18 protein-coding genes are annotated in these 24,878 nt (G+C 68.3%); 1 reads left to right on the top strand and 17 read right to left on the bottom strand.

Annotated features, from left to right (window positions below; all coding sequences use genetic code 11):
- Positions 1–4: 4 nt before the first annotated feature.
- The 17 genes from ACSX1C_RS12150 to ACSX1C_RS12070 form a co-directional block, all read right to left on the bottom strand.
- Positions 5–1,459 carry a rhomboid family intramembrane serine protease gene (locus ACSX1C_RS12150; RefSeq protein WP_439886342.1) on the bottom strand — a complete coding sequence of 485 codons (1,455 nt, stop codon included), beginning with the start codon at positions 1,457–1,459 and terminating at the stop codon, positions 5–7.
- A 21-nt stretch (positions 1,460–1,480) separates the two neighbouring features.
- On the bottom strand, positions 1,481–1,768 hold the full coding sequence (locus tag ACSX1C_RS12145) for a DUF2845 domain-containing protein (protein WP_439886341.1): 288 nt from the start codon (positions 1,766–1,768) through the stop codon (positions 1,481–1,483).
- Between the two features lie 58 nt (positions 1,769–1,826).
- On the bottom strand, positions 1,827–2,126 hold the full coding sequence (locus ACSX1C_RS12140) for a DUF2845 domain-containing protein (RefSeq protein WP_439886340.1): 300 nt from the start codon (positions 2,124–2,126) through the stop codon (positions 1,827–1,829).
- A 56-nt stretch (positions 2,127–2,182) separates the two neighbouring features.
- On the bottom strand, positions 2,183–2,476 hold the full coding sequence (locus ACSX1C_RS12135; RefSeq protein ID WP_439886339.1) for a DUF2845 domain-containing protein: 294 nt from the start codon (positions 2,474–2,476) through the stop codon (positions 2,183–2,185).
- A gap of 10 nt (positions 2,477–2,486) precedes the next feature.
- Positions 2,487–5,405: a DUF748 domain-containing protein gene (locus tag ACSX1C_RS12130; RefSeq protein ID WP_439886338.1), complete on the bottom strand. Its 2,919-nt coding sequence runs from the start codon at positions 5,403–5,405 to the stop codon at positions 2,487–2,489.
- A 99-nt stretch (positions 5,406–5,504) separates the two neighbouring features.
- Positions 5,505–6,521 carry a class I SAM-dependent rRNA methyltransferase gene (locus ACSX1C_RS12125; protein ID WP_439886337.1) on the bottom strand — a complete coding sequence of 339 codons (1,017 nt, stop codon included), beginning with the start codon at positions 6,519–6,521 and terminating at the stop codon, positions 5,505–5,507.
- Positions 6,522–6,622: 101 nt separating this feature from the next.
- On the bottom strand, positions 6,623–7,801 hold the full coding sequence (locus ACSX1C_RS12120) for an acetyl-CoA C-acetyltransferase (protein ID WP_439886336.1): 1,179 nt from the start codon (positions 7,799–7,801) through the stop codon (positions 6,623–6,625).
- A 162-nt stretch (positions 7,802–7,963) separates the two neighbouring features.
- Entirely contained in the window at positions 7,964–9,901 is a 1,938-nt protein-coding gene (gene acs, locus ACSX1C_RS12115; protein ID WP_439886335.1) for an acetate--CoA ligase, read from the bottom strand.
- An 87-nt stretch (positions 9,902–9,988) separates the two neighbouring features.
- On the bottom strand, positions 9,989–11,653 hold the full coding sequence (gene pgi / locus ACSX1C_RS12110) for a glucose-6-phosphate isomerase (protein ID WP_439886334.1): 1,665 nt from the start codon (positions 11,651–11,653) through the stop codon (positions 9,989–9,991).
- 110 nt (positions 11,654–11,763) lie between these two features.
- Positions 11,764–12,144: an aspartate 1-decarboxylase gene (gene panD, locus ACSX1C_RS12105; RefSeq protein ID WP_213639319.1), complete on the bottom strand. Its 381-nt coding sequence runs from the start codon at positions 12,142–12,144 to the stop codon at positions 11,764–11,766.
- Between the two features lie 46 nt (positions 12,145–12,190).
- Positions 12,191–13,051: a pantoate--beta-alanine ligase gene (panC, locus tag ACSX1C_RS12100; RefSeq protein ID WP_439886333.1), complete on the bottom strand. Its 861-nt coding sequence runs from the start codon at positions 13,049–13,051 to the stop codon at positions 12,191–12,193.
- Positions 13,048–13,848: a 3-methyl-2-oxobutanoate hydroxymethyltransferase gene (gene panB / locus ACSX1C_RS12095; protein ID WP_439886332.1), complete on the bottom strand. Its 801-nt coding sequence runs from the start codon at positions 13,846–13,848 to the stop codon at positions 13,048–13,050. The genes panC and panB overlap by 4 nt, the downstream gene beginning before the upstream one ends.
- Before the next feature lie 184 nt (positions 13,849–14,032).
- On the bottom strand, positions 14,033–14,515 hold the full coding sequence (gene folK, locus ACSX1C_RS12090; RefSeq protein WP_369959977.1) for a 2-amino-4-hydroxy-6-hydroxymethyldihydropteridine diphosphokinase: 483 nt from the start codon (positions 14,513–14,515) through the stop codon (positions 14,033–14,035).
- Positions 14,515–15,915 carry a polynucleotide adenylyltransferase PcnB gene (locus tag ACSX1C_RS12085; protein ID WP_318645016.1) on the bottom strand — a complete coding sequence of 467 codons (1,401 nt, stop codon included), beginning with the start codon at positions 15,913–15,915 and terminating at the stop codon, positions 14,515–14,517. Before ACSX1C_RS12085 ends, folK begins: the two co-directional genes overlap by 1 nt.
- Before the next feature lie 700 nt (positions 15,916–16,615).
- Complete coding sequence (locus ACSX1C_RS12080; protein WP_439886331.1) at positions 16,616–18,043, bottom strand: sigma-54-dependent transcriptional regulator; 1,428 nt, start codon at positions 18,041–18,043, stop codon at positions 16,616–16,618.
- Between the two features lie 34 nt (positions 18,044–18,077).
- A complete protein-coding gene (locus ACSX1C_RS12075; RefSeq protein WP_318645018.1) occupies positions 18,078–21,032 on the bottom strand; it encodes a sensor histidine kinase in 2,955 nt (984 codons plus the stop codon).
- A gap of 126 nt (positions 21,033–21,158) precedes the next feature.
- Positions 21,159–21,335 carry a hypothetical protein gene (locus tag ACSX1C_RS12070; protein WP_208708330.1) on the bottom strand — a complete coding sequence of 59 codons (177 nt, stop codon included), beginning with the start codon at positions 21,333–21,335 and terminating at the stop codon, positions 21,159–21,161.
- 242 nt (positions 21,336–21,577) lie between these two features.
- Between ACSX1C_RS12070 and ACSX1C_RS12065 the strand changes: the two genes are divergently transcribed.
- The gene (locus tag ACSX1C_RS12065) at positions 21,578–24,865 is read left to right on the top strand and encodes a DUF2126 domain-containing protein (RefSeq protein WP_439886330.1); all 3,288 of its coding nucleotides are present in this window, start codon (positions 21,578–21,580) and stop codon (positions 24,863–24,865) included.
- The last annotated feature ends 13 nt before the right edge of the window (positions 24,866–24,878 follow it).

Raw genomic sequence — 24,878 nt, 5'->3', positions numbered from 1 at the left:
CTGCTCAGCGTGCCAGGTGGCGCCGGAGCAGGCCGAGTTGTACGGTCTGCTCGGCCTCTGGGTAGCGTTGACTGAGGAACTGACCGAGTTCGGCGAGGCCGCCCATGTCCTGCCGGCGGCCGAGTAGCTTGCCCAGGCGCAGGGTCAGCGCCGGCAGTTCGGCGGGCTGCTGGGCGGCGCGGCTGAGACGGCGCCAGGCGGCCAGGGCCAAGGCGTGCTGCTCGGCCTGCAGCAGGTGGCGCAGCAGGTGCAGTTGCACGGCCGGGTGCTGCAGCAGGGGCTGGCCGGCCGCACGGCTGTCTTCGGCCAGGCGCTGCAGCAGGGGCAAACTGGCGGCCTGCTGCGGCAGGGCGAATAGCTGGCGCAGCACGTCGCCGAGCAGGGCCTTGTCCTGACGGCTATGGGCCAGCGGGTAGAGGCGCTCGAGCAGCTCCAGGCGGCCGGGGTGACGCTCGAGCAGTTGCCGGCCGCGGCTGGCGGCCTGGTCGAGGGCGAAGCTGCCGATCGCGCGGTCCAGGCTCTCCAGTTCGCGCTTGAAAGGCGCGTCCGGGTCTTCCTTGTGCAGGTAGGCCTCATCGACCCGCAGTTTGCCGCTCAGGCGCGGCAACCAGACCGTGAGGAAACCGGCACCCAGGCCGCCGAGGTGGGCGTAATAGTTGACGTTGTCGTCGGCCAGCAGCAGGCCGTACAACTCCTTGCCCAGCCACACCGGCAGGATCCACAGGGCCGGCGCGCGGAAGTAGCCGAACAGCGGGCCCAGCCAGTAGAAGAAGTTGATCCGGCGCAGGCCGTAGACGCCCAGATACATGCCCATCAAACCGGAGATGGCCCCGGAGGCGCCGACGCCGCTGACCCAGACCGGGTCCATGATCCACCACAGCAGGTGCGAGGCCACCCCGCTGAGCAGGTAGAGACCGAGGTACAGCCAGCGGCCCAGGGCGATTTCCAGGGCGAAGCCGAAGATGAACAGGAACAGCATGTTGCCGGCCAGGTGGCCGAAGTCGCCGTGCAGGAACATGGCGCCGAACAGCCCCTCGACACTGAAGCGGGCCGGGATGAAGCCGAAGCGCATGCTGCTGATGCGGTCGCGCGCCGCTTCCGCCTGTGTGCGCGCGGCCTGCCAGGCCGAATCGGCCAGATACTCGGGGTTGTGGTGCAGGCGGCTCTCGAACTGCAGGTCGTAGAGCACCAGGCGGGCCAGGTCGCTGCGGCGCATGGCGTCGACGTAGCGCCGCTGCTCGGCATCCAGTTCGCGGCGCTCGCTGAAGGACTCGAGAAACAGCGTCCGCTCGCGGTTGAGCAGGCCGCCGTCGAGGTAGGTCTGGATCGCCTGCGCCTCGCGCGCCTGATCGCCGCCCTGGTAGCCGAAGTAGATCAGCACGTTGAGCAGGATCAGCAGCAGGGTGACGACCGGCGGTTTCTTCCAGTCCAGCGGGTGTTCGGCAGGTAGGATGAGCATGTGCTGATGGCCCTGCCCGCGTCAGTTGCCGCGCTGGCTGTCGATGCGCTGCAGGCGACCGCCCTGGAAGGTCAGGTAGTAGTACATGCCGTTGCGCGGGCCGTAGACCCACTCCTCGATCGGCAGTTCCTGGTTGCCGTCGGCGTTCTGGGTATAGCCGACCAGGCTGCGGCTGGCGGCTTCGCCACACTTGGCCTGGACTTCGCTGGTGCGGTCGCCCTTGTCGGCGATGCCATGTTCGCAGCGCAGGGAGGCCTGGGCGCAGGTGACGCTCAAGAGCAGGGTGATGAACAGACCGATTCGGCGCATGGTGGAGCTTCCTTGTTCCGGGGCAAAGCTGCGAGCCTAGCAGGCGCATCGGCGCTTGTCAGTTGCCGCGCTCGCTGTCGATGCTGTGCAGGCGATTACCCTCGAAGCGCAGGAAGTGGTACATGCCGTTGCGCGGGCCGTAGGTCCACTCTTCCACCGCCACTTCGTGGCGCAAGCCGTAGTAGTCCACCACTTCGCGGTAGCCGAGGAAGTCTCGACTGCGTGGCTCGCCGCACTTGTCGAGGACCTCGGCGGCGCTGTCGTCGCGACTGACCAGGGCGCTGCCGCAACGCAGGGTCGAGGCTGCAACGAGCGAAGTCGACAGGCCGAGCGCGAGGATGAGGATGAAGGCTTTCATCGGGGTCACCGGGAACGGCTTGGAAGGCTTCAGCCTATACCCTGGCAGGGCGGACGTCAGCGTTGGCGGCGCCGTTCGATGCGGGTCAGGCGGTTGCCCTCGAAGGTGAGAATGCTCAGCACCCCGTTGCTGGGGCCGTAGACCCACTCCTCGATCTTGAACTCGCGCCGCTCGTAGGGGCCCAGGGTGTAGCCGACCAGATCGCGGAATGCCGGCTCGCCGCACTTCTGCTCGACCTCGAAGCTGCGGTCGCCGAGGCTGACCAGTTGGCTGCCGCAGCGCAGGGTGTCGGCCTGGGCGAGGGCGGTGTAGCCCATGAGCAGGGCCAGGCTTAAGGCTTTCATGATCATCGGCTTCAGCTTATTCGCTATCGAGGTGCAGGGGGGTGGCCACTCGTCCGTCCGCCTGGGCCTGGCCCAGGCGGACATCCAGCAGGTAGATGCGCGCGTCGGCCAGACCGCCGCGCTCGACCAGGTAGTCCTTGATGGTGGCGGCGCGGGCCTGGGCCAGTTGGCGTTGCAGCAACTTGCTCTGGGCCCAGGACTGCAGCACGGCGTCGCGCAGCCTGGCGGTGCGCTCTGGCGTGTCCAGCTCGAGCCATTCGGCAGGGGGCTGCTGTTTCAGGCGGACCCGGTAGATGCCCTCGAGCAACGCGGCTTTCTCGTCCTCGGGCACCTGCAGCTGGGCCGGCTCGTCCGGTACGGCCTCGCCGCGGCGCTGGAGGATCTTGTAGTAGGTGTTCTGGTATTCGCGCTGCAGGCGTTGTTCGGCTAGTGGCGGACCATCGCTGTCCTGGGCACTCAGGCCCTCGACCTCCAGGCGCAGCGCCGGGCGTTGGTTCAGCGCGCCTGCCAGGGTATCCAGGGTGGCCTGGGCGTTGCCATCGAGCTCCGCGCTGCCGACGGCGAACGGCACGTTGCTCAGGTCCATGTCGGCGCCGCCGCCGACCAGGCCGCCGATGAACTTGAACGGCGCCTGGGCGGCCCGCAGTACCAGGTTGCGCAGGGTCTTCCAGACGATCGGCATCACGCTGAACTCGGGGTTGTTGAGGTCACCCTGGACCGGCAGCTGGAGGGCGATCCGGCCATCGGCATCCTTGAGCAGGGCGACGGCCAGGCGTACCGGCAGATCCACCGCGCTGGGGCTGTCGACCTTCTCGCCCAGTTGCAGCTGCTCGACCAGCACGCTGTTCTCGGCCTGCAGCCGGCCCTTGCTGATGCGGTAGTGCAGGTCCAGGTTGAGGCGCCCCTTGCGGATGCGGTAGCCGGCGAACTTGCCGGAATAGGGGGTGAGGGTGGTGAGCTCGACCTGCTTGAACTGGGTGGCGATATCCAGGCTGTCCAGCGGGTCGAAGGGGTTGAGGCTGCCCTCGACGCTCATCGGCGCGTAGCGGTCGACCTTGCCGTTCAGGGTCACGCTGGCCGGCTTGGCGCTGCGGCTGTCGAGGGTGCCGATACGGCCGTCCAGCTGCTGGATGGCGGTGGCGAAGTTGGGGGTCAGGCTGAAGTCGGCGAAGTTGGCCGAGCCGTCGGCGATGCTCACCTCGCCGATGCGAATGCCCAGCGCCTTGCCGGCGGGCGTCGTTGCGGCTGGAGCGTCTGGCTGAGCGATCAGCAGTTCGTTGAGGTTGGTGCTCAGGTCCTCGTTGATGATGAAGCGTGCATAGGGTTGCTGCAGGCGCACCTTGTCGATGTTCAGGCTGTCGCCGTGCCGGTAGTCGAGGCCATCCAGGTCGAGGCGCTGCCAGCGCACGAAGTCGCGCTCCTTGATTGTGTCGAGGCTGTGCAGCTGGTTGATCTGAGCCTGGCCGCGAATGCTGAAACTCAGCGGCTGGAGGCCGGCCAGCTCGACCTGCAGGTCGCTGCCGAGCTGGCCACTGCGCAGTTCCAGACGCAGGTAAGGGCTGAGGTAGGCCTGGGCCAGGCGCAGATCGATATCGCGACTGGCGACTTGCAGGCTGGCCGTGGTGGGGCTCAGCTGCACCTGGCCCTCGGCCTGCAGTCGGCCCTGCTTGCCCAGGCCGGTATCCAGCTTGAGGACGAAGGGCGAGGTGCCGCGGCTGTCGAAGTCGCTCAGGTCGAGCGCGAGGGGGCCGAGCTCCAGTTCCACCTGCTGCTGCGGTACGCGGTCGGCCAGGTGGGCCCGGTACTCGCGCAGTTGCACATCGCGCAGTAGCACCTGCCAGGCGGGTTCCGGGGTGGCCTTGTTCGCGGCCGCTGGCGCATCCTGCTCGGTGGCAGCAGCGGGGCGCGACGGGGATGGCGCAGTGGCGGGCTGGCCGGCCAGCAGCTTCTGCCAGTCCAGCTGGCCGTCGGCTTCGCGGGCGGCCCAGGTTTCCAGGTTGCGACTGCGCAGCTTGCCGACCACGACCTGGCGTTTGCCCAGGTCCAGGCGGGTCTCGCCGATGTCCAGGCGTTCCAGGCGCAGCAGCGGCTTGCCGTCCGGGCCGGCCAGGGCCACGTCGGCCACGCCGACGGCCGCGTTGCTCAGTTGCAGTTCGGTGCCCTGGGCCAGGCTCAGGCGATAGTCGGTGTTCAGGTCGAGCTCGCCGCTTTCCAGGGCCAGGGGCATGGCTTGGCGTACATAGGGCCAGAAGGTGCGCAGGCGGATGCCGGAGACGCGCAACTGGCCACTGGAGGCGAGAGGGGCCAGGCTGAGCTGGCCTTGCCAGTCGATTCGCGCGCCCTGGGGGCCGCTGGCGACCAGGCGCATCTCGGTGCTGTCGTCGGCCAGGGTGCTAAGATTGCGCAGCTCCAGGTCGAGCGAGTCGTAGGCGAGGGCCACCGGCTCGCCGGGTCGCAGGTCTTCGAAGCGCAGGCTCGACTCGCTCAGACGCAGGCGCTCGATGCGCAGCGGGAAGGGGGCGGCGTCCGGCTCTTCGGGGGGCCGCTCCTGAGGGGGCGGCAGCTTGAACAACTGGCTCAGGTTGAGGGTGCCGTCTCGGGCCAGCCGCACCTCGCCATGGCCCTTATCCAGCTCGATGGCCGCCAGGTGCAGGACGCCGCGCCACAGGCTGTCCAGTTGCAGGTCGGCGTACAGACGCTCGAAGGCCAGTTGCTCCTGGCCCGACTCGCCGATGCGCAACCCCCACAGGCCGAGTTCCAGACTGAAGGGGTTGAGTTGCAGGCGTTCCACCCGGGCCGGTTGGGTGGCGTACAGCGCCAGCTGCTGGTTGGCGATGCGCAGGGCGATGCCGGGCAGGATGAGGAAGCCCAGCAGGCTGTAGAGGACGCTGGCGATCAACAGGGCGCCGACGGCGCGTTTCAATCCTTTGTACATGAAGCGGCAACTGTTCCGATGCGAAGTGCCTTGGAGTATGGCACGGGCCGCGGGTTCAAAATGCCGCGGGTGCCGGCTTTTCGGTCGCAACTGCCTGACTCAGAATCTCAGGATCAGGGTCTTCAGCGGCGGCTGGCCATCCTGGGAGGGGAAGTCCGCCGCGGGGCTCAGCACCTGGCAGTCGCGTACCGGGCGGCCGAGCTTGGCGGCGCAGCGCAGCACCTGCTCGCGCCAGTCGACCAGGGCGACCTTCGCCAGGTTGTTGCAGCAGACCAGCACGCCGTCGTCGGCGGTGGCGAGAATCGCCGGCTTGAGCAGGCTCTGGTAGTCGCGCAGCAGGTCGACGGTGCCGAAGGCGCTCTTGGCCCAGGCCGGCGGGTCGAGGAAGACCAGGTCGAACTGGCGTGGCGCCAGGCGCGGGTAGTTCGGCAGCTTCTGTCCGCGGCGCTGGGCGATCGGCAGGCCGGCCAGTTGGCGAATCGCCGGGAAGTAGTCCGACTGGACGAACTGCATGGCCGGTAGCTCGGGGTTGAGCGCGCCGTTCTCGCGACCCACGGCCAGGTTGCCTTCGGCGAAGTCCAGGTTGAGCACCTCGCGGGCGCCGCCGGCTGCTGCGGCGAGGCCGACGCCACAGGTGTAGGCGAACAGGTTGAGCACCGACTGGCCGGCGCAGTGGGCCTTGACCCAGCCGCGGGCGTTGCGCAGGTCGAGAAACAGCAGCGGGTCCTGTCCAGGGTGGCGACCACGCACCCGATACTTTAGCCCCCATTCGTGGCCGACCAGATCCGCCAGGGCGGCCTCCTCGGCGCGGTAGACCGGGTCGCTGCGGTCGATCCGCGAGTTGCCGCCGGAGCGGTCGTTGTACACCAGCAGCAGGGGCTGGCCGAGCCATGTGCGGCACTGCTCGGCCAGGCTCAGCAACTGCTCGCGCTCGAGGGGCCGGTGGAAGCTTTGCACCAGCAGCTGCGGGCCGTAGCGGTCCAGGGTCAGGCCACCGGCGCCCTCCTGGCTGCCGTGGAACAGGCGGTAGCAGTCGCTGCCCTGCCCGTGCAGTTCGTCGAGCAGCGCCTGGCGGTTGTGGAGGGCGGCGCGCAGCGCCTGATCGAGAGAGGACATGCGCGGCGACTCGCTAATAGAGGGGCGCGCAGTTTAGCAAGAAAAACGCCGGCGCCTTCTTTGCGCAGTCACGCCGGCGTTAAGTCGCGCGGTGGCGGTGCTTAGCGCTCGATGGCCAGGGCCACGCCCTGGCCGCCGCCGATGCACAGGGTGGCCAGGCCCTTCTTGGCGTCGCGCTTGAGCATCTCGTGCAGCAGGGTCACCAGCACCCGGCAGCCGGAGCCGCCGATCGGGTGGCCCAGGGCGATGGCGCCGCCATTGACGTTGACCTTCTCGGCCTCCCAGCCCAGTTCCTTGCCGACCGCCAGGGCCTGCACGGCGAAGGCCTCGTTGGCCTCGATCAGGTCCAGCTGCTCCAGGCTCCAGCCGGCCTTGTCCAGGCAGCGGCGGGTGGCGGAGACCGGGGCGATGCCCATGATCGCCGGATCGACCCCGGCGTTGGCGTAGGCGGCAATCCGCGCCAGCACCGGCAGGCCGAGGGCCTCGGCCTTGGCCGCGCTCATCAGCAGCACCGCGGCGGCGCCGTCGTTGAGGCTGGAGGCGTTGCCGGAGGTGACGCTGCCGTCCTTCTTGAATGCCGGCTTGATGCTGGCCAGGGACTCCAGGGTGGTGCCGGCGCGGGGCTGCTCGTCGGTGGCGAAGGCCAGGGGCTCGCCCTTGCGCTGGGGGATGAGGATCGGGGTGATCTCCTCCACGAAGCGGCCCGACTCGATGGCCGCCGCGGCCTTGCGCTGCGACTCGGCGGCGAAGGCGTCCTGCTCCGCGCGGCCGATCTGGTACTTGTCGGCCAGGTTCTCGGCGGTGATGCCCATGTGGTAGTCGTTGAAGGCGTCCCACAGGCCGTCGTGGATCATGCTGTCGATCAGCTTGCCGTGGCCCATGCGCAGGCCGCTGCGCATGTTGGGCACGACGTGGGGGGCCAGGCTCATGTTTTCCATGCCGCCGGCGATGATTACCTCGGCGTCGCCGCAGCGAATGGCCTGGGCCCCCAGGTGCAGGGCCTTGAGCCCGGAGCCGCAGACCTTGTTGAGGGTCAGCGCCGGTACCGCGTGGGGCAGGCCGGCGTGGATCGCCGCCTGGCGCGCGGGGTTCTGCCCGGCGCCTGCGGTGAGTACCTGGCCGAGGATCACCTCGTCGACCTGGGCGCCCTCCAGGCCGCTCTGCTCGAGCAGGCGGCGGATCACCGCGGCGCCCAGTTCGACGGCCGGAATGCCGGCCAGCGAGCCCTGGAAGCTGCCTATGGCGGTGCGGGTGGCGGCGACGATGACGACTTCTTGCATGATCGATCCTCACGAATGGCGGGCGCGGCAGGCCGCGAAGGAGGGCTATGTTGGCACAGAGCCCAGGCCGCCGGCCAGCGGCCGAACCGCCCGGTCAGGTGCGTGGCGCCTGGCGCAGGGGGCAGCGCCCCGTCGCGGTGGACGGGGCGGCGGTTGCCTCGTTCAGCGATTGAGGCGCTGGTCGATCAGGCCGTCGACCACCGAGGGATCGGCCAGGGTCGAGGTGTCGCCGAGGCTGTCCAGCTCGTTGCAGGCGATCTTGCGCAGGATGCGCCGCATGATCTTGCCGGAGCGGGTCTTCGGCAGGCCCGGGGCCCACTGCAGCAGTTCCGGCTTGGCGAAGCTGCCGATTTCCTTGCCGACCAGGGCCAGCAGTTCTTTCTTCAGCTCGTCGCTCGGCGCCACCCCGTTCATCGGCGTGACGAAGGCGTAGATGCCCTGGCCCTTGACGTCGTGGGGGTAGCCGACCACCGCGGCCTCGGCCACCGCGTCGTGCAGCACCAGGGCGCTTTCCACCTCGGCGGTGCCGATGCGGTGGCCGGAGACGTTGATCACGTCGTCGACCCGGCCGGTGATCCAGTAGTAGCCGTCCTCGTCGCGGCGGGCGCCGTCGCCGCTGAAGTAGTAGCCGGGGTAGGGCTTGAAGTAGGTGTCGATCAGTCGCTGGTGATCGCCGTAGACGCTGCGGATCTGGCTCGGCCAGCTGGCCTTGATCGCCAGCACGCCGGCGCCCGGCCCCTCGATTTCCTGGCCCTGGTCGTCCAGCAGCACCGGCTGTACGCCGAAGAACGGGCGGGTCGCCGAGCCGGGCTTGAGGTCGGTGGCGCCGGGCAGCGGGGCGATCATGATGGCGCCGGTCTCGGTCTGCCACCAGGTGTCGACGATCGGGCAGCGGCGCTCGCCGACCACGTTGAAGTACCACTCCCAGGCTTCCGGGTTGATCGGCTCGCCCACCGAGCCGAGCAGGCGCAGGCTGCTGCGCGAGGCGCTCTTGACCGGCCCCTCGCCCTCGCGCATCAGGGCGCGGATGGCGGTCGGCGCGGTGTAGAAGATATTGACCTGGTGCTTGTCGATGACCTGCCAGAAGCGCGAGGCGTCCGGGTAGTTCGGTACGCCCTCGAAGATCAGGCTGGTGGCGCCGTTGGCCAGGGGGCCGTAGACGATGTAGCTGTGGCCGGTGACCCAGCCGACATCGGCGGTGCACCAGTAGATGTCGCCGTCGTGGTAGTCGAACACGTACTTGTGGGTCATCGCCGCCTGCAGCAGGTAGCCGCCGGTGGTGTGCAGCACGCCCTTGGGCTTGCCGGTGGAGCCCGAGGTATAGAGGATGAACAGCGGGTCTTCGGCGTCCATCGGCTCGGGCGGGCAATCGTTGCTGGCGCCGTGCAGGGCCTCGTGGTACCAGAGGTCGCGCTCGGGATTCCAGGCGATGTCGCCCTGGGTGCGCTGCACCACCAGCACCGTGGAGACGTTCGGGCAGCTCTGCAGGGCCTTGTCGACGTTGGCCTTGAGCGGCACGTACTTGCCGCCGCGCACGCCTTCGTCGGCGGTGATCACGGTGCGGCAATCGGCATCGAGGATGCGGTCGCGCAGGGCGTCGGGGGAGAAGCCGCCGAACACCACCGAGTGCACCGCGCCGATGCGCGCGCAGGCGAGCATGGCATAGGCCGCTTCCGGGACCATCGGCATGTAGATGCACACCCGGTCGCCCTTCTGCACGCCCCGGCTCTTGAGCACGTTGGCCAGGCGGCAGACCTGGTGGTGCAGCTTGTTGTAGCTGATGTGGGCGGACTCGCCGGGGTTGTCGCCCTCCCAGATCAGGGCGATCTGTTCGCCGCGCTGCAGCAGGTGGCGGTCGATGCAGTTGTAGCTGACATTCAGCTGCCCGCCCTTGAACCAGCTGGCCTGGCCCTTGTGCATGTCGACGTGGTGCACGCTGAGCCAGGGTTTGAACCAGTCGAGGAAGGCCTTGGCCTGCTCGGCCCAGAAGCTTTCCGGCTGTTCGACCGACTGCCGGTACAGGCGCTCGTAGGCCTCGGCGTCGAGGTGGGCGCGCTGGCGCACGGCGTCGGCCACGGGGTGGCGGGTGATCTCAAACATGGCGGGTCCTTTTGTCGTTGTGTCCGCGATGTCCGTAAGGGTAGCACCCAAGCGGCGGCCGGTTTCAAGTCCCGGCCGCGGGCAGGTTCAACCGCGGTGGCGTGCGCGGAAGAAGTCGATCAGGCCCTGGGTGGACTGATCCTCGGCGGTGCTCTGTTCGGCGCCCAGCAGGCGCGAGTAGACGCTCTTGCCCAGTTCCTTGCCCAGTTCCACGCCCCACTGATCGAAGGCGTTGATGCCCCAGATCGCGCTCTGGGCGAACACCTTGTGCTCGTACAGGGCGACCAGGGCGCCGAGGCGCCGAGGGCTGACCCGTTCCAGCACCAGGGTGTTGCTCGGCCGGTTGCCGGGAATCACCTTGTGCGGTGCCAGGCGCCGCACCTCGTCCTCGTCCAGGCCCTGGGCGCGCAGTTCCGCCTCGGCCTCTTCCCGGGTCTTGCCGAGCATCAGCGCCTGGCTCTGCGACAGGCAGTTGGCATACAGCCACTGGTGGTGGTCGGCCACCGGGTTGTAACTGACCACCGGCACGATGAAGTCGGCCGGGATCAACAGGGTGCCCTGGTGCAGCAGCTGGTGATAGGCATGCTGGCCGTTGCAGCCGACCCCGCCCCAGATCACCGGCCCGGTGGCGCAGGGCGCCGGAGCGCCGTCCTGCAGCACGCGCTTGCCGTTGGACTCCATGTCCAGCTGCTGCAGGTGCTTGGTGATGTTGCGCAGGTAGTGGTCGTAGGGCAGGATCGCCTGGGTCTGGGCGCCCCAGAAGTTGCCGTACCAGATACCCAGCAGGGCCAGCAGCACCGGCATGTTTTCCTCGAAGGGCGCGCTCTGGAAGTGCTGGTCCATGCTGTAGGCGCCGGACAGCAGCTCCTTGAAGTTGGACATGCCGATGGACATGGCGATCGGCAGGCCGATGGCCGACCACAGCGAGTAGCGGCCGCCGACCCAGTCCCACATCGGCAGGATGTTCTCCTCGTGGATGCCGAAGGCCACCGCCGCCTCCTGGTTGCTGGTCACGGCGATGAAGTGGCGATACAGCTCGGCCTCGGAGCCGCCCTGGGCCAGGTACCAGCGCCGCGCGGCCTGGGCGTTCTTCAGGGTCTCCAGGGTGCCGAAGGACTTCGACGAGACGATGAACAGGGTGGTCTCGGCCCGCAGCCTGGCCGCCAGCTCATGGAAGGAGCTGCCGTCGATATTGGCCAGGTAGTGGCAGCGCACGCCGCGCTGGGCGAAGGGCAGCAGCGCCTCGGAGACCAGCTGCGGGCCGAGGAAGGAGCCGCCGATGCCGATGTTGACCACGTCGGTGATCGGCTTCTCGCTGTAGCCGCGCCACAGGCCGTCGTGCACCCGGCCGACCAGCTCGGTCATCTGGTGCAGCACCCGGTGCACCTCGGGCATAACGTCGACACCGTCGACCAGCACCCGGTCGCCGATCGGTCGACGCAGGGCGGTGTGCAGGGCCGGGCGGCTCTCCGAGGCGTTGACCGCCTCGCCGTCGAACAGGGCGTCGAGCGCCTGCTGCAGGCCGCAGTCCCGGGCCAGGCGTACCAGCAGGTCGCGGGTCTCGCCGGTGATCAGGTTCTTCGAATAGTCGAGAAACAGGCCGCAGCTGCTCAGCGACAGTCGGTCGAAGCGCTCGGGGTCGGAGTTGAACGCCTCGCGCATGCTGAAGTTCTGCAAGCGTGCCCGATGGTCCTGCAGCGCCTGCCAGGCCGGCAGGGCGGTGACATCGAGCGGGTGCTGGTAGTACGTCATTGCGGGGCTTCCTTCTGTTGGTGCGGTCGCGGGAGCGCGCTCCCGGGACAATAAAAAGCCCGGAGCACAGGCCGTGTCCGGGCTTCGAGTGTAACCGGGCTGGTGCCGGCTCAGGCAACCTGCACCGGGATCGCGTTGCTGGTGTGGCTCAGCTCGTTGCCCGGCGCCATGTACAGCATGCGCGGCTTGAAGCTGGCCAGTTCGGCCTCGCTGTAGTGGGCATAGGCGCAGATGATCACCCGGTCGCCTACCTTGGCCTTGTGCGCCGCGGCGCCGTTGACCGAGATCATCCGCGAGCCGGCTTCGCCGCGAATCGCATAGGTGGTGAAGCGCTCGCCGTTGTCGATGTTGTAGATCTGGATCTGCTCGTATTCGTGGATGCCGGCCAGGTCCAGCCACTCGCCGTCGATGGCGCAGGAGCCTTCGTAGTCGAGCACGGCATGGGTGACTTCGGCGCGGTGCAGTTTGGCCTTGAGCATGATCGCATGCATGGCGTTCTCCTAAAGCGGGTAAGGGCGGCAGCCGGTGTCTGCCGGGTCAGGGGGTGGCGTCGAGGTCGAGCGTCAGGTTGTCGATCAGCCGGGTGCTGCCGAGGAAGGCCGCAACCAGGATCACCAGCTGGCGGTCCGCGGCGCTGGCCGGGCGCAGGCTGTTCGCCTCGCGAATCTCCAGGTAGTCCGGGCGGAAACCGGCGTCCTGCTGTTGCTGCTGGGCGGCGGCGATCAACTGGACGAAGTCGCGTTCGCCTGCGTGCAGCGCCGTGGCGATCTGTTGCAGGCCGCGGTACAGGGTGGGCGCCACGGTGCGCTGTGCGGCCGTCAGGTAGCCGTTGCGCGAAGACAGTGCCAGGCCGTCCGCGGCGCGCACCGTCGGCTCGCCGATGATCTGGATCGGCATGTTCAGGTCGCGCACCAGGGTGCGGATCACCGCCAGCTGCTGATAGTCCTTCTGGCCGAACACCGCCAGGTCCGGCTGGACCATGTTGAGCAGCTTGGTCACCACGGTGGCGACCCCCTCGAAGTGTCCGGGGCGGCTGGCGCCGCACAGGCCTTCGGCGACCCCCGGTACGCTGACCCGGGTCTGCCCGGCCATGCCGTCCGGGTACATCTCCTCGACGTCCGGGGTGAACAGCAGGTGGCAGCCGGCGTCGAGCAGCCTGTCCTGGTCGTCGGCGAGGGTGCGCGGGTAGGTGGCGAGGTCTTCGTTGGGGCCGAACTGCAACGGGTTGACGAAGATGCTCGCCACCACGAAGTCGGCGCGCTGGGCCGCCTTGGTCACCAGGGCGGCATGGCCGGCGTGCAGGTTGCCCATGGTCGGCACGAAGCCGATCTGCTTGCCCTCGGCGCGGGCCTGGGCTACGGCGGCGCGCAGATCGCGGATGGTCTTGACCGTGTTCATGCGGAGAACCCGTGTTCGGCGGCGGGGAAGCTGGCGTCCTTGACCGCCCTGACGTAGGCGGCGAGCGCCGCCGGGATGCCGTCCTGGCCGGCCATGAAGTCCTTGACGAACTTGGGCGTACGGCCGCTCAAAGACAGCCCGAGCATGTCGTGCAGCACCAGTACCTGGCCGTCGGTGGCGCCGCCGGCGCCGATGCCGATCACCGGGATGCGCACCGCCTGGCTGATCTCCGCGGCCAGTTCGCTGGGCACGCACTCGAGCAGCAGCATGGCCGCGCCGGCCTGTTCCAGGGCCATGGCGTCGGCGCGCATCTGCCGCGCCTGGGCTTCCTGGCGGCCCTGGACCTTGTAGCCGCCGAGCAGGTTGACCGCCTGCGGGGTCAGGCCCAGGTGGGCGCAGACCGGCACGCCGCGTTCGGCCAGCAGGCGAACCGGCTCGGCCAGCCAGGCCGCGCCTTCCAGTTTGACCATGTGGGCGCCGGCCTGCATCAGGGTGGCGCAGTTGGCCAGGGTCTGCTCGTGGGTGGCGTAGGCCATGAAGGGCAGGTCGACGAGAATCAGGGCACCCTGGTTGCCGCGTTTGACGGCGGCGACGTGGTAGGCCATGTCGGCGACGCTGACCGGCAGGGTGCTGTCGTGCCCCTGCAGGACCATGCCGAGGGAGTCGCCGACCAGCAGCACCTCGACCCCGGCCTGGCAGGCGACCTGGGCGAAGGTGGCGTCGTAACAGGTCAGCATGGCGATCTTCTCGCCGCTCTGCTTGAGGCTCTGCAGGGTGCTCAGGGTAACGTCAGGCATGAAAATCGTCCTCACTCAGGCGTCCAGCCGGCAGTCGGGCTGCTTCTAAAGGGCCTGCATTGGCCTCGGTTTTCACCGGTGCGGGGCAACGGGACGCCTATAGTCCTGATGGGGCGGCTCGAAGTCAATTGCGGGTGTTACCGACTCGTTACGGGCGTTACCGGGCATATTGCGCCGGTTGCCCTCAGCCCAGACGCTCCAGGCCGACGAAGGGGCAGGCGGCGAGCAACTCGCTCAGGCAGCGGCCATCCGGCAGGCGCAGCTCGGGGGCCAGTTCGGCCAGCGGGTAGAGCACGAAGGGCCGGGCATGCATGTGGTAGTGCGGCACGCACAGGCGCGGCTCGTCCAGGGTGCGCTGGCCGAACAGCAGGATGTCCAGGTCCAGGGTGCGCGGCCCCCAGCGCTCGGCCTTGCGCGTGCGCCCCTGGTTCAGTTCGATGGCCTGCAGGGCATCGAGCAGGGCCAGGGGGGCGAGCTCGGTGTCCAGCGCGGCCACGGCGTTGACGTAGCGCGGCTGGTCCGCCGGGCCGAGCGGGTCGCTGGCATAGAAGGACGAGGTGGCCGCGAGCCGCGAGTCGGGCAGCTCGGCCAGCGCGGCGAGGGCGCCGCGCAGTTGCTGCAGCGGTTCGGCCAGGTTGCTGCCCAGGCCGATATAGACCCTTTCCATCAATCGTTACCGGGCTTGGCCGTGCCTTCGCCGGCGCCGCGTTTGCGCCGGCCGCCACTGCGCTTGCGCTTGCGCGGCGCCCCGGGGCCGTCTTCCTTGCCGCTGAGGTCGCGGATCATGCTGCGCCGCTCGCTGTCGCTGGCGTCCTGGTAGGCGGTCCACCAGTCGCCCAGGCCGCCGGTCTGCTCGCCGGCGCTTTCGCGCAGCAGGAGGAAGTCGTAGCCGGCGCGGAAGCGCGGGTTCTCCAGCAGCAGGTCGGCGCGTTTGCCGCTGCGCCGCGGCAGGCGCTCCTGCATGTCCCAGATCTCGCGGATCGGCAGGGTGAAGCGCTTGGGTACGGCGATGCGCTGGCACTGCTCGCTGATCAGCTCGTGGGCCGCCTCCTGCATCGCCGGGATCGGCGGCATGCCGCGCTCCTGCAGCTTCAGCACGCGGGCCGGCAGCGCCGGCCAGAGCAGGGCGGCGAAGAGGAACGCCGGGGTCACCGGCTTGCCCTGCTGGATGCGCAGGTCGGTGTTGGCCAGGGCGTTGTGGATCAGGGTATCGGTGTAGTCCGGGTTGTGCTTGAGCGCCGCGGCGCTGGCCGGGAACAGCTGGCCGAACAGGCCGTAGTCCACCAGCAGCTCGTAGGTGTAGACCGCATAGCCGGCGAGGAACAGCTTGAGCACCTCGTCGAACAGGCGCGCGGCGGGAATCTCGCCGAGCATGGGCGCCAGCTTGTAGATGGGGGCGGCGCTGTGTTTCTCGATGTCGAAATCCAGCTTGGCGGCGAAGCGCACCGCCCGCAGCATGCGCACCGGGTCTTCCTGGTAGCGCTGGGTCGGGTCGCCGATCAGGCGGATCAGGTGGTTGCGGATGTCGTGCACGCCGTGGGCGTAGTCGAGGATGCGTTCGCTGCCCGGGTCGTAATACAGCGCGTTGATGGTGAAGTCGCGGCGCTGGGCGTCGTCCTCCAGGCTGCCGTAGACGTTGTCGCGCAGGATGCGTCCGCTCTCGTGGCGCGACGCGCGCGGATCGTCGTCCTCCTCGTCCTGGGGGTGGTTGGCGCGGAAGGTGGCCACCTCGATGATCTCGCGGCCGAAATGCACGTGCACCAGCTTGAAGCGTCGGCCGATCACCCGGGCGTTGCGGAACTCGGCGCGGACCTGCTCGGGGGTGGCGCTGGTGGCGACGTCGAAATCCTTGGGGTCGAGGTCCAGCAGCAGGTCGCGCACGCAGCCGCCGACCAAGTAGGCCTGGTAGCCGGCATTCTGCAGGCGCTCGACCACGCTGATGGCATAGCGGCTGATGTCCCCGCGGTGGATCGGGTGCTGACGGTTGCTCAGCACTTCGGGGGTGCTGTGCGATTGTTTCGCGCGGCGCAGCGGGGAGCGTAAAGACTTGAACAGCTTTTTCAGCATGGGAGGCACTGTGTGACGGAATGACTGGCCAGAACGGGTGATGGCCGCGAGAGTGGCGCGGATTCTAGCATCGAGTCGGGAGATGGTGTAGGAAGCGGCGGGAGAACGGCGTGCTGCGCGGGGTAGAAGCTACTGGGGGAGCCTAGGCTCCCCCCCAAGTAGGTGCGTGCTTCGTTTTTATTGTTATGGCGAACTTGTTGTTCTTGTTGAGGTGTTCGCTTGATCGGGTCAGCGACCCGGGGACAAGCTCCCAAGCCGGGAACCAATAGCAAACGGATTACTTTGGATGCTGACGCTACCTTGATCATTCCATGACCCAACCAGTTCAGGAGCTGCCTCGTGGCAGTTTTATTGTTCTCGGCCTGGTTGTGGGGCGAACCCCAAAGGCAATTCCGTTCCAAAATGATCAGTTAGCTGCGCCTCCGCCCTGTTGTTCTTGTTGTGCTGGAGCCGATACGTCTTATTTTTATTGTTTTGGGTCGTGCTTGTTATTGTTGTTGTGCGCTAGAGAGAGCAGGACTCGTGCCAGTTTTTTAGAATCCTTTAAAAACAAAGGCTTGCGAGATTTCGGCGGTGTGCGGCGGCAATAAAAAAGCCGGGTCTTCGTTACCGATAGACCCGGCTTTTGTTACGAGATGTCGACTGGGTAACGGTTTTAGGGAACCTTTCGCGTGCTCTCCTTGTCGGCGCTGCTGGCCTCTCAGGTGCCGGTCGCCGCGCCGGATTTGCGTCTTGGGATGCCCAGGCGCTGGCGCCGCTCCCACAGGCACTTGCGGCTGATGCCGAGCTTGCGCGCCAGTTCGGTCTCGGTCATGTGGTCCTGGTGTTCCAGCACGAAGTGCTGGAAATAGTCTTCCAGTGACAGGTCTTCGGTCGGCTCCATACTGCTGTTGCCGGCCTGAGGGGAGGCGCCTGTGAATTCGTCGTCGCTGTCGTCCAGGTTGTCCAGCTCGATGTCGATGCCCAGCAGCTCGGCCGAGATGGCGGTGTTCTCGCAGAGGATCACCGCGCGCTCGATGGCGTTCTCCAGTTCGCGGACGTTGCCCGGCCAGGCGTAATGACGGATCGCCTGCTCGGCGTCGGGGGCGAAGTGCAGGTCGTCACGCCCCATGCGGGTGCACTGGCGCAACAGGAAGGCGCGGGCGATCTCGATCACGTCGTTGCCGCGCTCGCGCAGGGCCGGCAGCTTCAGGGCGATGACGTGCAGGCGGTAGTACAGGTCCTCGCGGAACTGGCCGACCTTGGCCAGGCCCTTGAGGTCGCGGTGGGTGGCGGCGATCAGGCGCACGTCGACCTTCTGCGACTGCACCGAGCCGACCCGGCGGATCTCGCCTTCCTGCAACACGCGCAGCAGGCGGGCCTGGGCCTCCAGCGGCAGCTCGCCGATTTCGTCGAGGAACAGCGTGCCGCCATCGGCGGCCTCGACCAACCCGGCGCGGCTGGCGCTGGCGCCGGTGAAGGCGCCTTTCTCGTGGCCGAACAGCTCGGACTCGATCAGGGTCTCCGGGATCGCCGCGCAGTTGACCGAGATCAGCGGGGCCTTGGCGCGCCTGGACAGGTTGTGCAGGGCGCGGGCGACCAGCTCCTTGCCGGTGCCGGATTCGCCCTGGATCAGCACATTGGAGTCGGTCGGCGCGACCTTGCGGATCTTGCCGTAGAGCTCCTGCATGGGGGCGCAGGAGCCGATGATGCCGATCTCGCCGTTGCCGGCCTCGGCGCCCTTGTCGGCGCCGCCGCGGCTGCTGGCGGGGCGCTCGCCTGGGCTGCTCTTGGCGGTCTGGCGGTCGCGCAGGATGCGCGCCACGGTCTGCAGCATCTCGTCATGGTCGAAGGGCTTGGCGATGTAGTCGACCGCGCCCATTTTCATCGAGTCCACCGCCGAGCGCAGGCTGGCATAGCTGGTCATGATCAGCACCGGGGTGCCCTCGGCCAGCTTGATCATCTCGGTGCCGGGGGCACCGGGCAGGCGCAGGTCGCTGACGATCAGGTCGAAGCCGGGAATGCTGAAGCGTTCCTGGGCCTCCTGCACCGAGCCGGCTTCGCTGACCTGGTACTGGTTGCGCTCGAGCAGGCGGCGCAGGGCGGAGCGGATGATGGTTTCGTCTTCGACGATCAAAATATGAGGCATTAATCTGGTCTCTCGACGGTCTCAGGTCGCAGGTTCAATTCGCTATGGACGTCGCCTCGACATGCCGTGGCAGAGTCACCCGGATGCGGGTGCCGCGTTGGTGCTCGGGGTCGGCCGGGCTGTCGATTGTTATCTGTCCATAATGCTCCTCCACGATGGAATAGACCAGCGCGAGGCCGAGGCCGGTGCCCTTGCCGACCTCCTTGGTGGTGAAGAAGGGCTCGAACAGGCGATCCATGATCGCCTTGGGAATGCCGCTGCCTTCGTCCTCGACTATGAGGTCGACGGTGTGCTCGGACGCCTCGCTCTTGACCCGGATCGCCGCGCCCGGGGGGGAGGCGTCGCGGGCGTTGGACAGCAGGTTGATCAGCACCTGGGCCAGGCGTTGGGCGTCGCCTTCGGCCCAGTGCTCGGGGTCGCACAGGTTGAAGAACTGCACCTCGACGCTGCGCCGATTCAGCGCCAGCAGGCCGATGGCGTCCTGCGCCACCTGGGCCAGGGACACCGGCTCGTCGGTCTGCAGGTGGGTGCCGGAGTGGGCGAAACTCATCAGCGACTGGACGATGCGCGAGACCCGCTTGGTCTGTTCGAGTATCTGTTCGCTGATCTCGGTCAGTTCGCCGTCGTCTTCGCGTTCCTCGCGCAGGTTCTGCGCCAGGCAGGCGATGCCGGTGATGGGGTTGCCGATCTCGTGGGCCACCCCGGCGGCCAGGCGGCCGATGCTGGCCAGGCGTTCGGAGTGCACTAGCTTGTCCTCCAGCAGCTGGGTCTCGGTGAGGTCCTCGACCAGCAGCACCAGGCCGCTGTTGCCGGGCGCCAGCGGCTCGTCGATGGCCGCCTTGTGCAGGTTGAGCCAGCGCACCTGGCCGTCCAGCTTCAGCTGCTGCTTGTGCAGGTGCTGGTCGGGCAGTTCGATGAAGCGGGTGAGCAGGCCGAGCCAGGGCTCGCCGAGGGTGGCCAGGCGCGAGCCGACCACGCGCTGCGCGGGAATCTCGGTGAGTTCCTCCATGGCCCTGTTCCACATCAGGATTTCCTGGTCCTTGGCCAGCGAGCAGACGCCCATGGGCAGCTCCTGCAGGGTCTGGCGGTGGTAGCGGCGCAGGGCGTCGAGCTCGGCGGCCAGGCCGGTCAGGCGCGAGTGGTAGTCCTCCAGGCGGCTCTCGATGAAGTGGATGTCCTCGGTGACGTAGCTTTCGCTGCCGGCCTTGTAGGGCAGGAAGGTCTCGACTATGTCCTGGGCCACGCTCGGCCCCATCAGCCCGGAGAGGTTGGCCTCGATGCGGTCGCGTAGGCGGCGCAGGGCGTAGGGGCGGCCTTCGTCGAAGGGCAGGTGCAGGTCGCGCAGGGCCTGCTCGACCTCGCGCTGGGCGGTCTTGGCGCCCAGGGGCTTGGCCAGCTGGGCGGCGAACTCCTGGGGCGACAGGGCCAGCAGCTCGCGACGTTGCGGGCGGCGCACGTTGTCCACCGCGCAGGCCTCGGCGGCGCTCTTCTCCTCGGGGCTGGCCTCGGTGAACAGCGAGACCAGGGTGAACACCAGCACGTTGACCGCCAGCGAGCCGATCGCGGCGAAGTGCCAGCTGCTGTCGTCCAGCACGTAGACCAGGTTGAACAGCGGCAGGTAGAAACCCTGCAGGTTGCCGACCATCGGCAGCAGCATGCCCACCACCCAGACGCCGATGCCGGCCAGCAGGCCGGCGATGAAGCCGCGGCGGTTGGCGGTCGGCCAGTACAGCACCGAGAGCACCCCGGGGAGGAACTGCAGGGTGGCGACGAAGGCGACTATGCCCAGGTTGGCCAGGTCCTGCTCGGCGCCGAGCAGGTGATAGAAGCCGAAGCCGGCCATGATGATGGCGAAGATCAGCGCGCGGCGGGTCCACTTCAGCCAGCGGTAGATGTTGCCTTCGGCCGGCGGCTGGTACAGCGGCAGTACCACATGGTTGAGGACCATGCCCGACAGTGCCAGGGTGGTGACGATGATCAGCCCGCTGGAGGCCGACAGGCCGCCGATGTAGGCGATCAGCGCCAGGGTCTGGCTGTTCAGCGCCAGCCCCAGGCCGAGGGTGAAATATTCCGGGTTGGTGGTCGCGCCCAGGCGCAGGCCGGCCCAGAGGATCAGCGGCACCGCCAGGCTCATCAGCAGCAGGAACAGCGGCAGGCCCCAGCTGGCGCTGACCATGGCCCGCGGGTTGAGGTTCTCGGTGAAGGTCATGTGGTACATGTGCGGCATGACGATGGCCGAGGCGAAGAACACCAGCAGCAGGGTGCGCCACGGGCCTTCCTGCAGCGGCGTGTGCAGGCTGGTCAGCGCGGCCTGGTTCTGCACCAGCCAACTCTCCAGCGCCTGGGGACCGTCGAACACGCCGTACAAGGCATAGAGGCCGATGGCCGCCAGGGCGCCGAGCTTGACCACCGACTCGAAGGCGATGGCGAACACCAGGCCCTCGTGCTTCTCGCGAGTGGCGATATGGCGGGCACCGAACAGGGTGGTGAAGAGGATGATCAGGCCGCAGAAGGCCAGGGCCACGCGGTCTTTCACCGGCTCCTGGGTGAGGATGCCGATGGAGTCGGCCACCGCCTGGATCTGCAGCGCCAGCAGCGGCAGCACGCCGATCAGCATGAACACCGTGCTCAGGGCGCCGGCCCAGGTGCTGCGGAAGCGGAAGGCGAACAGGTCGGCCAGGGACGACAGCTGGTAGGTGCGGGTGATGCGCAGGATCGGGTAGAGCAGCACCGGCGCCAGGAGGAAGGCGCCGGACACCCCCAGGTAGCTGGCGAGGAAGCCGTAGCCGTACTGATAGGCCAGGCCGACGGTGCCGTAGTAGGCCCAGGCGCTGGCGTAGACGCCGAGCGACAGGGTGTAGGTCAGGGGGTGGCGGATGATCCAGCGCGGGATTAGGCCGTGTTCGCTGACCCAGGCGACGCCGAACAGCACCAGCAGGTAGGCGGCGCTGATCAGGATCAGTTCGGTCAGGCTAAAGCTCATCGGCATCTCGTTGGCTCTGCGGATAAAGAGAGTGGGCGGTCACTGGGCGCCGCTGCGGATCAGAGCTCGTCGGTAGCGCGCAGGCTCTGCGAAGAATGATAAAGGGCGGTCACCGGGTTTCCCCGGCATGCTTCAAAGTTCATCGGTATCGCGCTGGCTCTGCAGGATAAAGGTCACCACGATGAGGATCAGCCACAGCAGATAGGGCCGGTACCAGGCGCCGTTGGGGTCGGTCCACCAGTCCATGATGGCCGGGGAGAACAGGTAGATCCCCACCACCAGGATCAGAACCAATCGATAGATATACATGCCGCTTCTCGTCTCGGGAGTGTCGCGATGGTAACGGATGCGCGCCGGCCTGCGTAGGGCGCCATGACGGCCTGCACGCCCGGCGGCATGGGGATGGCAGGGGCGCGGCAGTGCAGTCCGAGGGCGCCCGCGGCGCCTGCTGGGGCGCGCGATGGGGGGCGAGGGACTAGAGTCTTTGTAACAGAGCTAAGGCATTGGTCTTGCGCAGCGTGCGTACCGTCCAGGCTCGCAGGAGGCCCACCGTGTCGATCCATGTCGCCCTGCACCACGTCAGTCATTATCGCTACGACCGTGCGGTCCAGCTCGGCCCGCAGATCGTGCGCCTGCGTCCGGCGCCCCACAGCCGCACCCGGGTGTTGTCCTACGGCCTGAAGGTCGAGCCGGGCGGGCACTTCCTCAACTGGCAGCAGGACCCGCAAGGCAACTACCTGGCGCGCCTGGTGTTCCCGGAGAAGACCCGCGAGATGAAGGTGGAAGTGGATCTGGTCGCCGAGATGGCGGTGTTCAACCCCTTCGACTTCTTCCTCGAGCCCTATGCCGAGCAGATCCCCTTCGCCTACACCGAGGGCGAGCGGCGCGAGCTGGCGCCCTATCTGGTGCAGCTGCCGGCGACCCCGCTGTTCGCCGAGTACCTGGCCGGCATCGACCGCACGCCGAGCGCCAGCGTCGATTTCCTGGTGGCGCTGAACCAGCGCCTGTCCTGCGACATCGCCTACCTGATCCGCCTGGAGCCGGGGGTGCAGACCCCCGAGCAAACCCTGGAGAAGGGCTCGGGCTCCTGTCGCGACTCGGCCTGGCTGCTGGTGCAGCTGCTGCGCCACCTGGGCCTGGCCGCGCGTTTCGTCTCCGGCTACCTGATCCAGCTCACCGCCGACGTCAAGGCGCTGGACGGGCCGTCGGGCACCGAGGTGGACTTCACCGACCTGCACGCCTGGTGCGAGGTCTACCTGCCCGGCGCCGGCTGGATCGGCCTGGACCCGACCAGCGGCCTGTTCGCCGGCGAGGGCCACATTCCCCTGGCCTGCAGCCCGGAGCCGTCCTCGGCGGCGCCGATCAGCGGCGGGGTGGACGAGAGCGAGTGCGAGTTCTCCCATGAGATGCGCGTCGAGCGCATCTGGGAGGCGCCGCGGGTGACCCGGCCCTACAGCGCGGCGCAGTGGCAGGCGATCGAGGCCCTCGGTCGGCGGGTCGACGAGGACCTGCGGCGCGGCGACGTGCGCCTGACCATGGGCGGCGAGCCGACCTTCATCGCCCTCGACTACCCGGACGACCCCGAGTGGAACACCGCCGCCCTGGGGCCGAACAAGCGCCGCCTGGCCGCCGACCTGTTCCACCGCCTGCGCGAACACTACGCGCCCGCGGCGCTGGTGCATTTCGGCCAGGGCAAGTGGTACCCCGGCGAGCAGCTGCCGCGCTGGTCGCTCAACTGTTACTGGCGTCGTGACGGCGAGCCCATCTGGCACGATGCCCGGCTGTATGCCGACGAGCAGAGCGATTACGGCGTCGACGCGACCCTGGCCGCGCACTTCCTGGCGGCCCTGGCGCCGCGCCTGGGCATCGGCGGCGAGCACTGCTTCGCCGCCTACGAGGACTTCCTCTATTACCTGTGGCGCGAGCGCAAGCTGCCGAGCAACCTCACCCCCGAGGATCCGCGGCTGGCCGACCCGCTGGAGCGCGAGCGTCTGCGCCAGGTGTTCGAGCAGGGCCTGGGCAAGGTGGTGGGCCATGTCCTGCCGCTGGCCCGGCGCGCCGACGAGCTTGGCTGGCAGAGCGGCCCCTGGTTCCTGCGCGACGAGCACTGCCGGCTGCTGCCGGGCGACTCGCCGCTGGGCTACCGCCTGCCGCTGGACTCCCAGCCCTGGGTCAGGGAGGCCGACTACCCCTATGTGAACCCGGCCGACCCGTCCCAGCCCTTCGCCCCACTGCCCGGCGCGGCGCAGATCGTCCGGCAGTTGCGCGATGGCGCATCGGAGCAGGGCGCCGAGCTCGCAGCGCCGCAGCCGGGGCAGTCGGCCGCGGGCCTGGTGCGCACCGCCTTGTGCGCGGAACCGAGACACGGGCGCCTGTACCTGTTCATGCCGCCGCTGAGTCGCCTGGAGGACTACCTGGAGCTGGTCGCGGTCATCGAGGCCACCGCCGCCGAGCTCGACTGCCCGGTGCTGCTGGAAGGCTACGAGCCGCCGGCCGACCCGCGCCTGCAGTTCTTCCGCGTGACCCCGGACCCGGGGGTGATCGAGGTCAACATCCACCCGGCGGGCAGCTGGGAGGAGCTGGTCGAGCGCACCGAGTTTCTCTACCAGGCGGCGCGGGAATGCCGCCTGTCCAGCGAGAAGTTCATGGTCGACGGGCGTCACACCGGCACCGGCGGCGGCAACCATTTCGTCCTCGGCGGTGCGACCCCGGCCGACTCGCCCTTCCTGCGCCGTCCCGACCTGCTGCGCAGCCTGATCGGCTACTGGCACAACCATCCGTCGCTGTCCTACCTGTTCTCCGGCCTGTTCATCGGCCCGACCTCCCAGGCGCCGCGGATCGACGAGGCGCGCAACGATGCGCTCTACGAGTTGGAGATCGCCTTCGCGCAGATGCCCGAGGCGGGCCGGCAGTGCCCGCCCTGGCTGGTCGACCGGCTGCTGCGCCACCTGCTGGTGGACGTCACCGGCAACACCCACCGGGCCGAGTTCTGCATCGACAAGCTGTATTCGCCGGACTCGGCCAGCGGCCGCCTCGGCCTGCTCGAGTTGCGCGCCTTCGAGATGCCGCCCCACGCGCAGATGAGCCTGGCCCAGCAGTTGCTCCTGCGCGCCCTGATCGCGCGCTTCTGGCAGCAGCCCTACACCCCGCACCGGCTGGTGCGCTGGGGCAGCGAGCTGCATGACCGCTTCCTTCTGCCGTATTTCGTCGAGCAGGACTTCGCCGATGTGTTGCAGGAACTCTATGCCGCCGGCTACCCGGTGCGCGCCGAGTGGTTCGCCCCGCACTTCGAGTTCCGCTTCCCCAAGGCCGGCGACTTCAACGTCAAGGGCATCGAACTGGAGCTGCGCCAGGCCCTGGAGCCCTGGCACGTGCTGGGCGAGGAGGGCAGTGCCGGCGGTACCGTGCGCTATGTCGATTCGTCCCTGGAGCGCCTGCAGGTCAAGGTCAGCGGCATGCCGGCGGATCGCTATGTGCTGACCTGCAATGGCCGGCCGGTGCCGCTGCGGCCCACCGGCACGGTCGGCGAGTTCGTCGGCGGCGTGCGCTTCCGCGCCTGGCAGCCGGCCTCCTGTCTACAGCCGAACATCGGCGTGCACGCGCCGCTGGTGTTCGACCTGGTCGACGGCTGGATGAGCCGCTCCCTGGGCGGTTGCCAGTATCATGTCGCCCATCCCGGCGGCCGCAATTACGCAAGCCTGCCGGTCAATGCCTACGAGGCGGAAAGCCGGCGCCTGGCCCGTTTCTTCCGGATCGGCCATAGCCCGGGTACGGTCACGGCCATGCCGACCACGGCCAACCCGGAGCTGCCGATGACCCTGGACTTGCGCCGCGGCTAGGCGCCGGGCGTTA

It is taken from the genome of Pseudomonas sp. MBLB4123 (assembly GCF_051904775.1).
Lineage (GTDB): Bacteria > Pseudomonadota > Gammaproteobacteria > Pseudomonadales > Pseudomonadaceae > Aquipseudomonas > Aquipseudomonas benzenivorans_B.
The sequence above is the reverse complement of the archived record's forward strand: the minus strand, read 5'-3'. Positions and strand labels throughout refer to the sequence as shown.

Excerpts from the sequence above, each read along its gene's own strand:
- ACSX1C_RS12150 (WP_439886342.1), bottom strand. The coding sequence starts at position 1,459 with ATGCTCATCCTACCTGCCGAACACCCGCTGGACTGGAAGAAACCGCCG.
- ACSX1C_RS12145 (WP_439886341.1), bottom strand. The coding sequence starts at position 1,768 with ATGCGCCGAATCGGTCTGTTCATCACCCTGCTCTTGAGCGTCACCTGC.
- ACSX1C_RS12140 (WP_439886340.1), bottom strand. The coding sequence starts at position 2,126 with ATGAAAGCCTTCATCCTCATCCTCGCGCTCGGCCTGTCGACTTCGCTC.
- ACSX1C_RS12135 (WP_439886339.1), bottom strand. The coding sequence starts at position 2,476 with ATGATCATGAAAGCCTTAAGCCTGGCCCTGCTCATGGGCTACACCGCC.
- ACSX1C_RS12130 (WP_439886338.1), bottom strand. The coding sequence starts at position 5,405 with ATGTACAAAGGATTGAAACGCGCCGTCGGCGCCCTGTTGATCGCCAGC.
- ACSX1C_RS12125 (WP_439886337.1), bottom strand. The coding sequence starts at position 6,521 with ATGTCCTCTCTCGATCAGGCGCTGCGCGCCGCCCTCCACAACCGCCAG.
- ACSX1C_RS12120 (WP_439886336.1), bottom strand. The coding sequence starts at position 7,801 with ATGCAAGAAGTCGTCATCGTCGCCGCCACCCGCACCGCCATAGGCAGC.
- acs (WP_439886335.1), bottom strand. The coding sequence starts at position 9,901 with ATGTTTGAGATCACCCGCCACCCCGTGGCCGACGCCGTGCGCCAGCGC.
- pgi (WP_439886334.1), bottom strand. The coding sequence starts at position 11,653 with ATGACGTACTACCAGCACCCGCTCGATGTCACCGCCCTGCCGGCCTGG.
- panD (WP_213639319.1), bottom strand. The coding sequence starts at position 12,144 with ATGCATGCGATCATGCTCAAGGCCAAACTGCACCGCGCCGAAGTCACC.
- panC (WP_439886333.1), bottom strand. The coding sequence starts at position 13,051 with ATGAACACGGTCAAGACCATCCGCGATCTGCGCGCCGCCGTAGCCCAG.
- panB (WP_439886332.1), bottom strand. The coding sequence starts at position 13,848 with ATGCCTGACGTTACCCTGAGCACCCTGCAGAGCCTCAAGCAGAGCGGC.
- folK (WP_369959977.1), bottom strand. The coding sequence starts at position 14,515 with ATGGAAAGGGTCTATATCGGCCTGGGCAGCAACCTGGCCGAACCGCTG.
- ACSX1C_RS12085 (WP_318645016.1), bottom strand. The coding sequence starts at position 15,915 with ATGCTGAAAAAGCTGTTCAAGTCTTTACGCTCCCCGCTGCGCCGCGCG.
- ACSX1C_RS12080 (WP_439886331.1), bottom strand. The coding sequence starts at position 18,043 with ATGCCTCATATTTTGATCGTCGAAGACGAAACCATCATCCGCTCCGCC.
- ACSX1C_RS12075 (WP_318645018.1), bottom strand. The coding sequence starts at position 21,032 with ATGCCGATGAGCTTTAGCCTGACCGAACTGATCCTGATCAGCGCCGCC.
- ACSX1C_RS12070 (WP_208708330.1), bottom strand. The coding sequence starts at position 21,335 with ATGTATATCTATCGATTGGTTCTGATCCTGGTGGTGGGGATCTACCTG.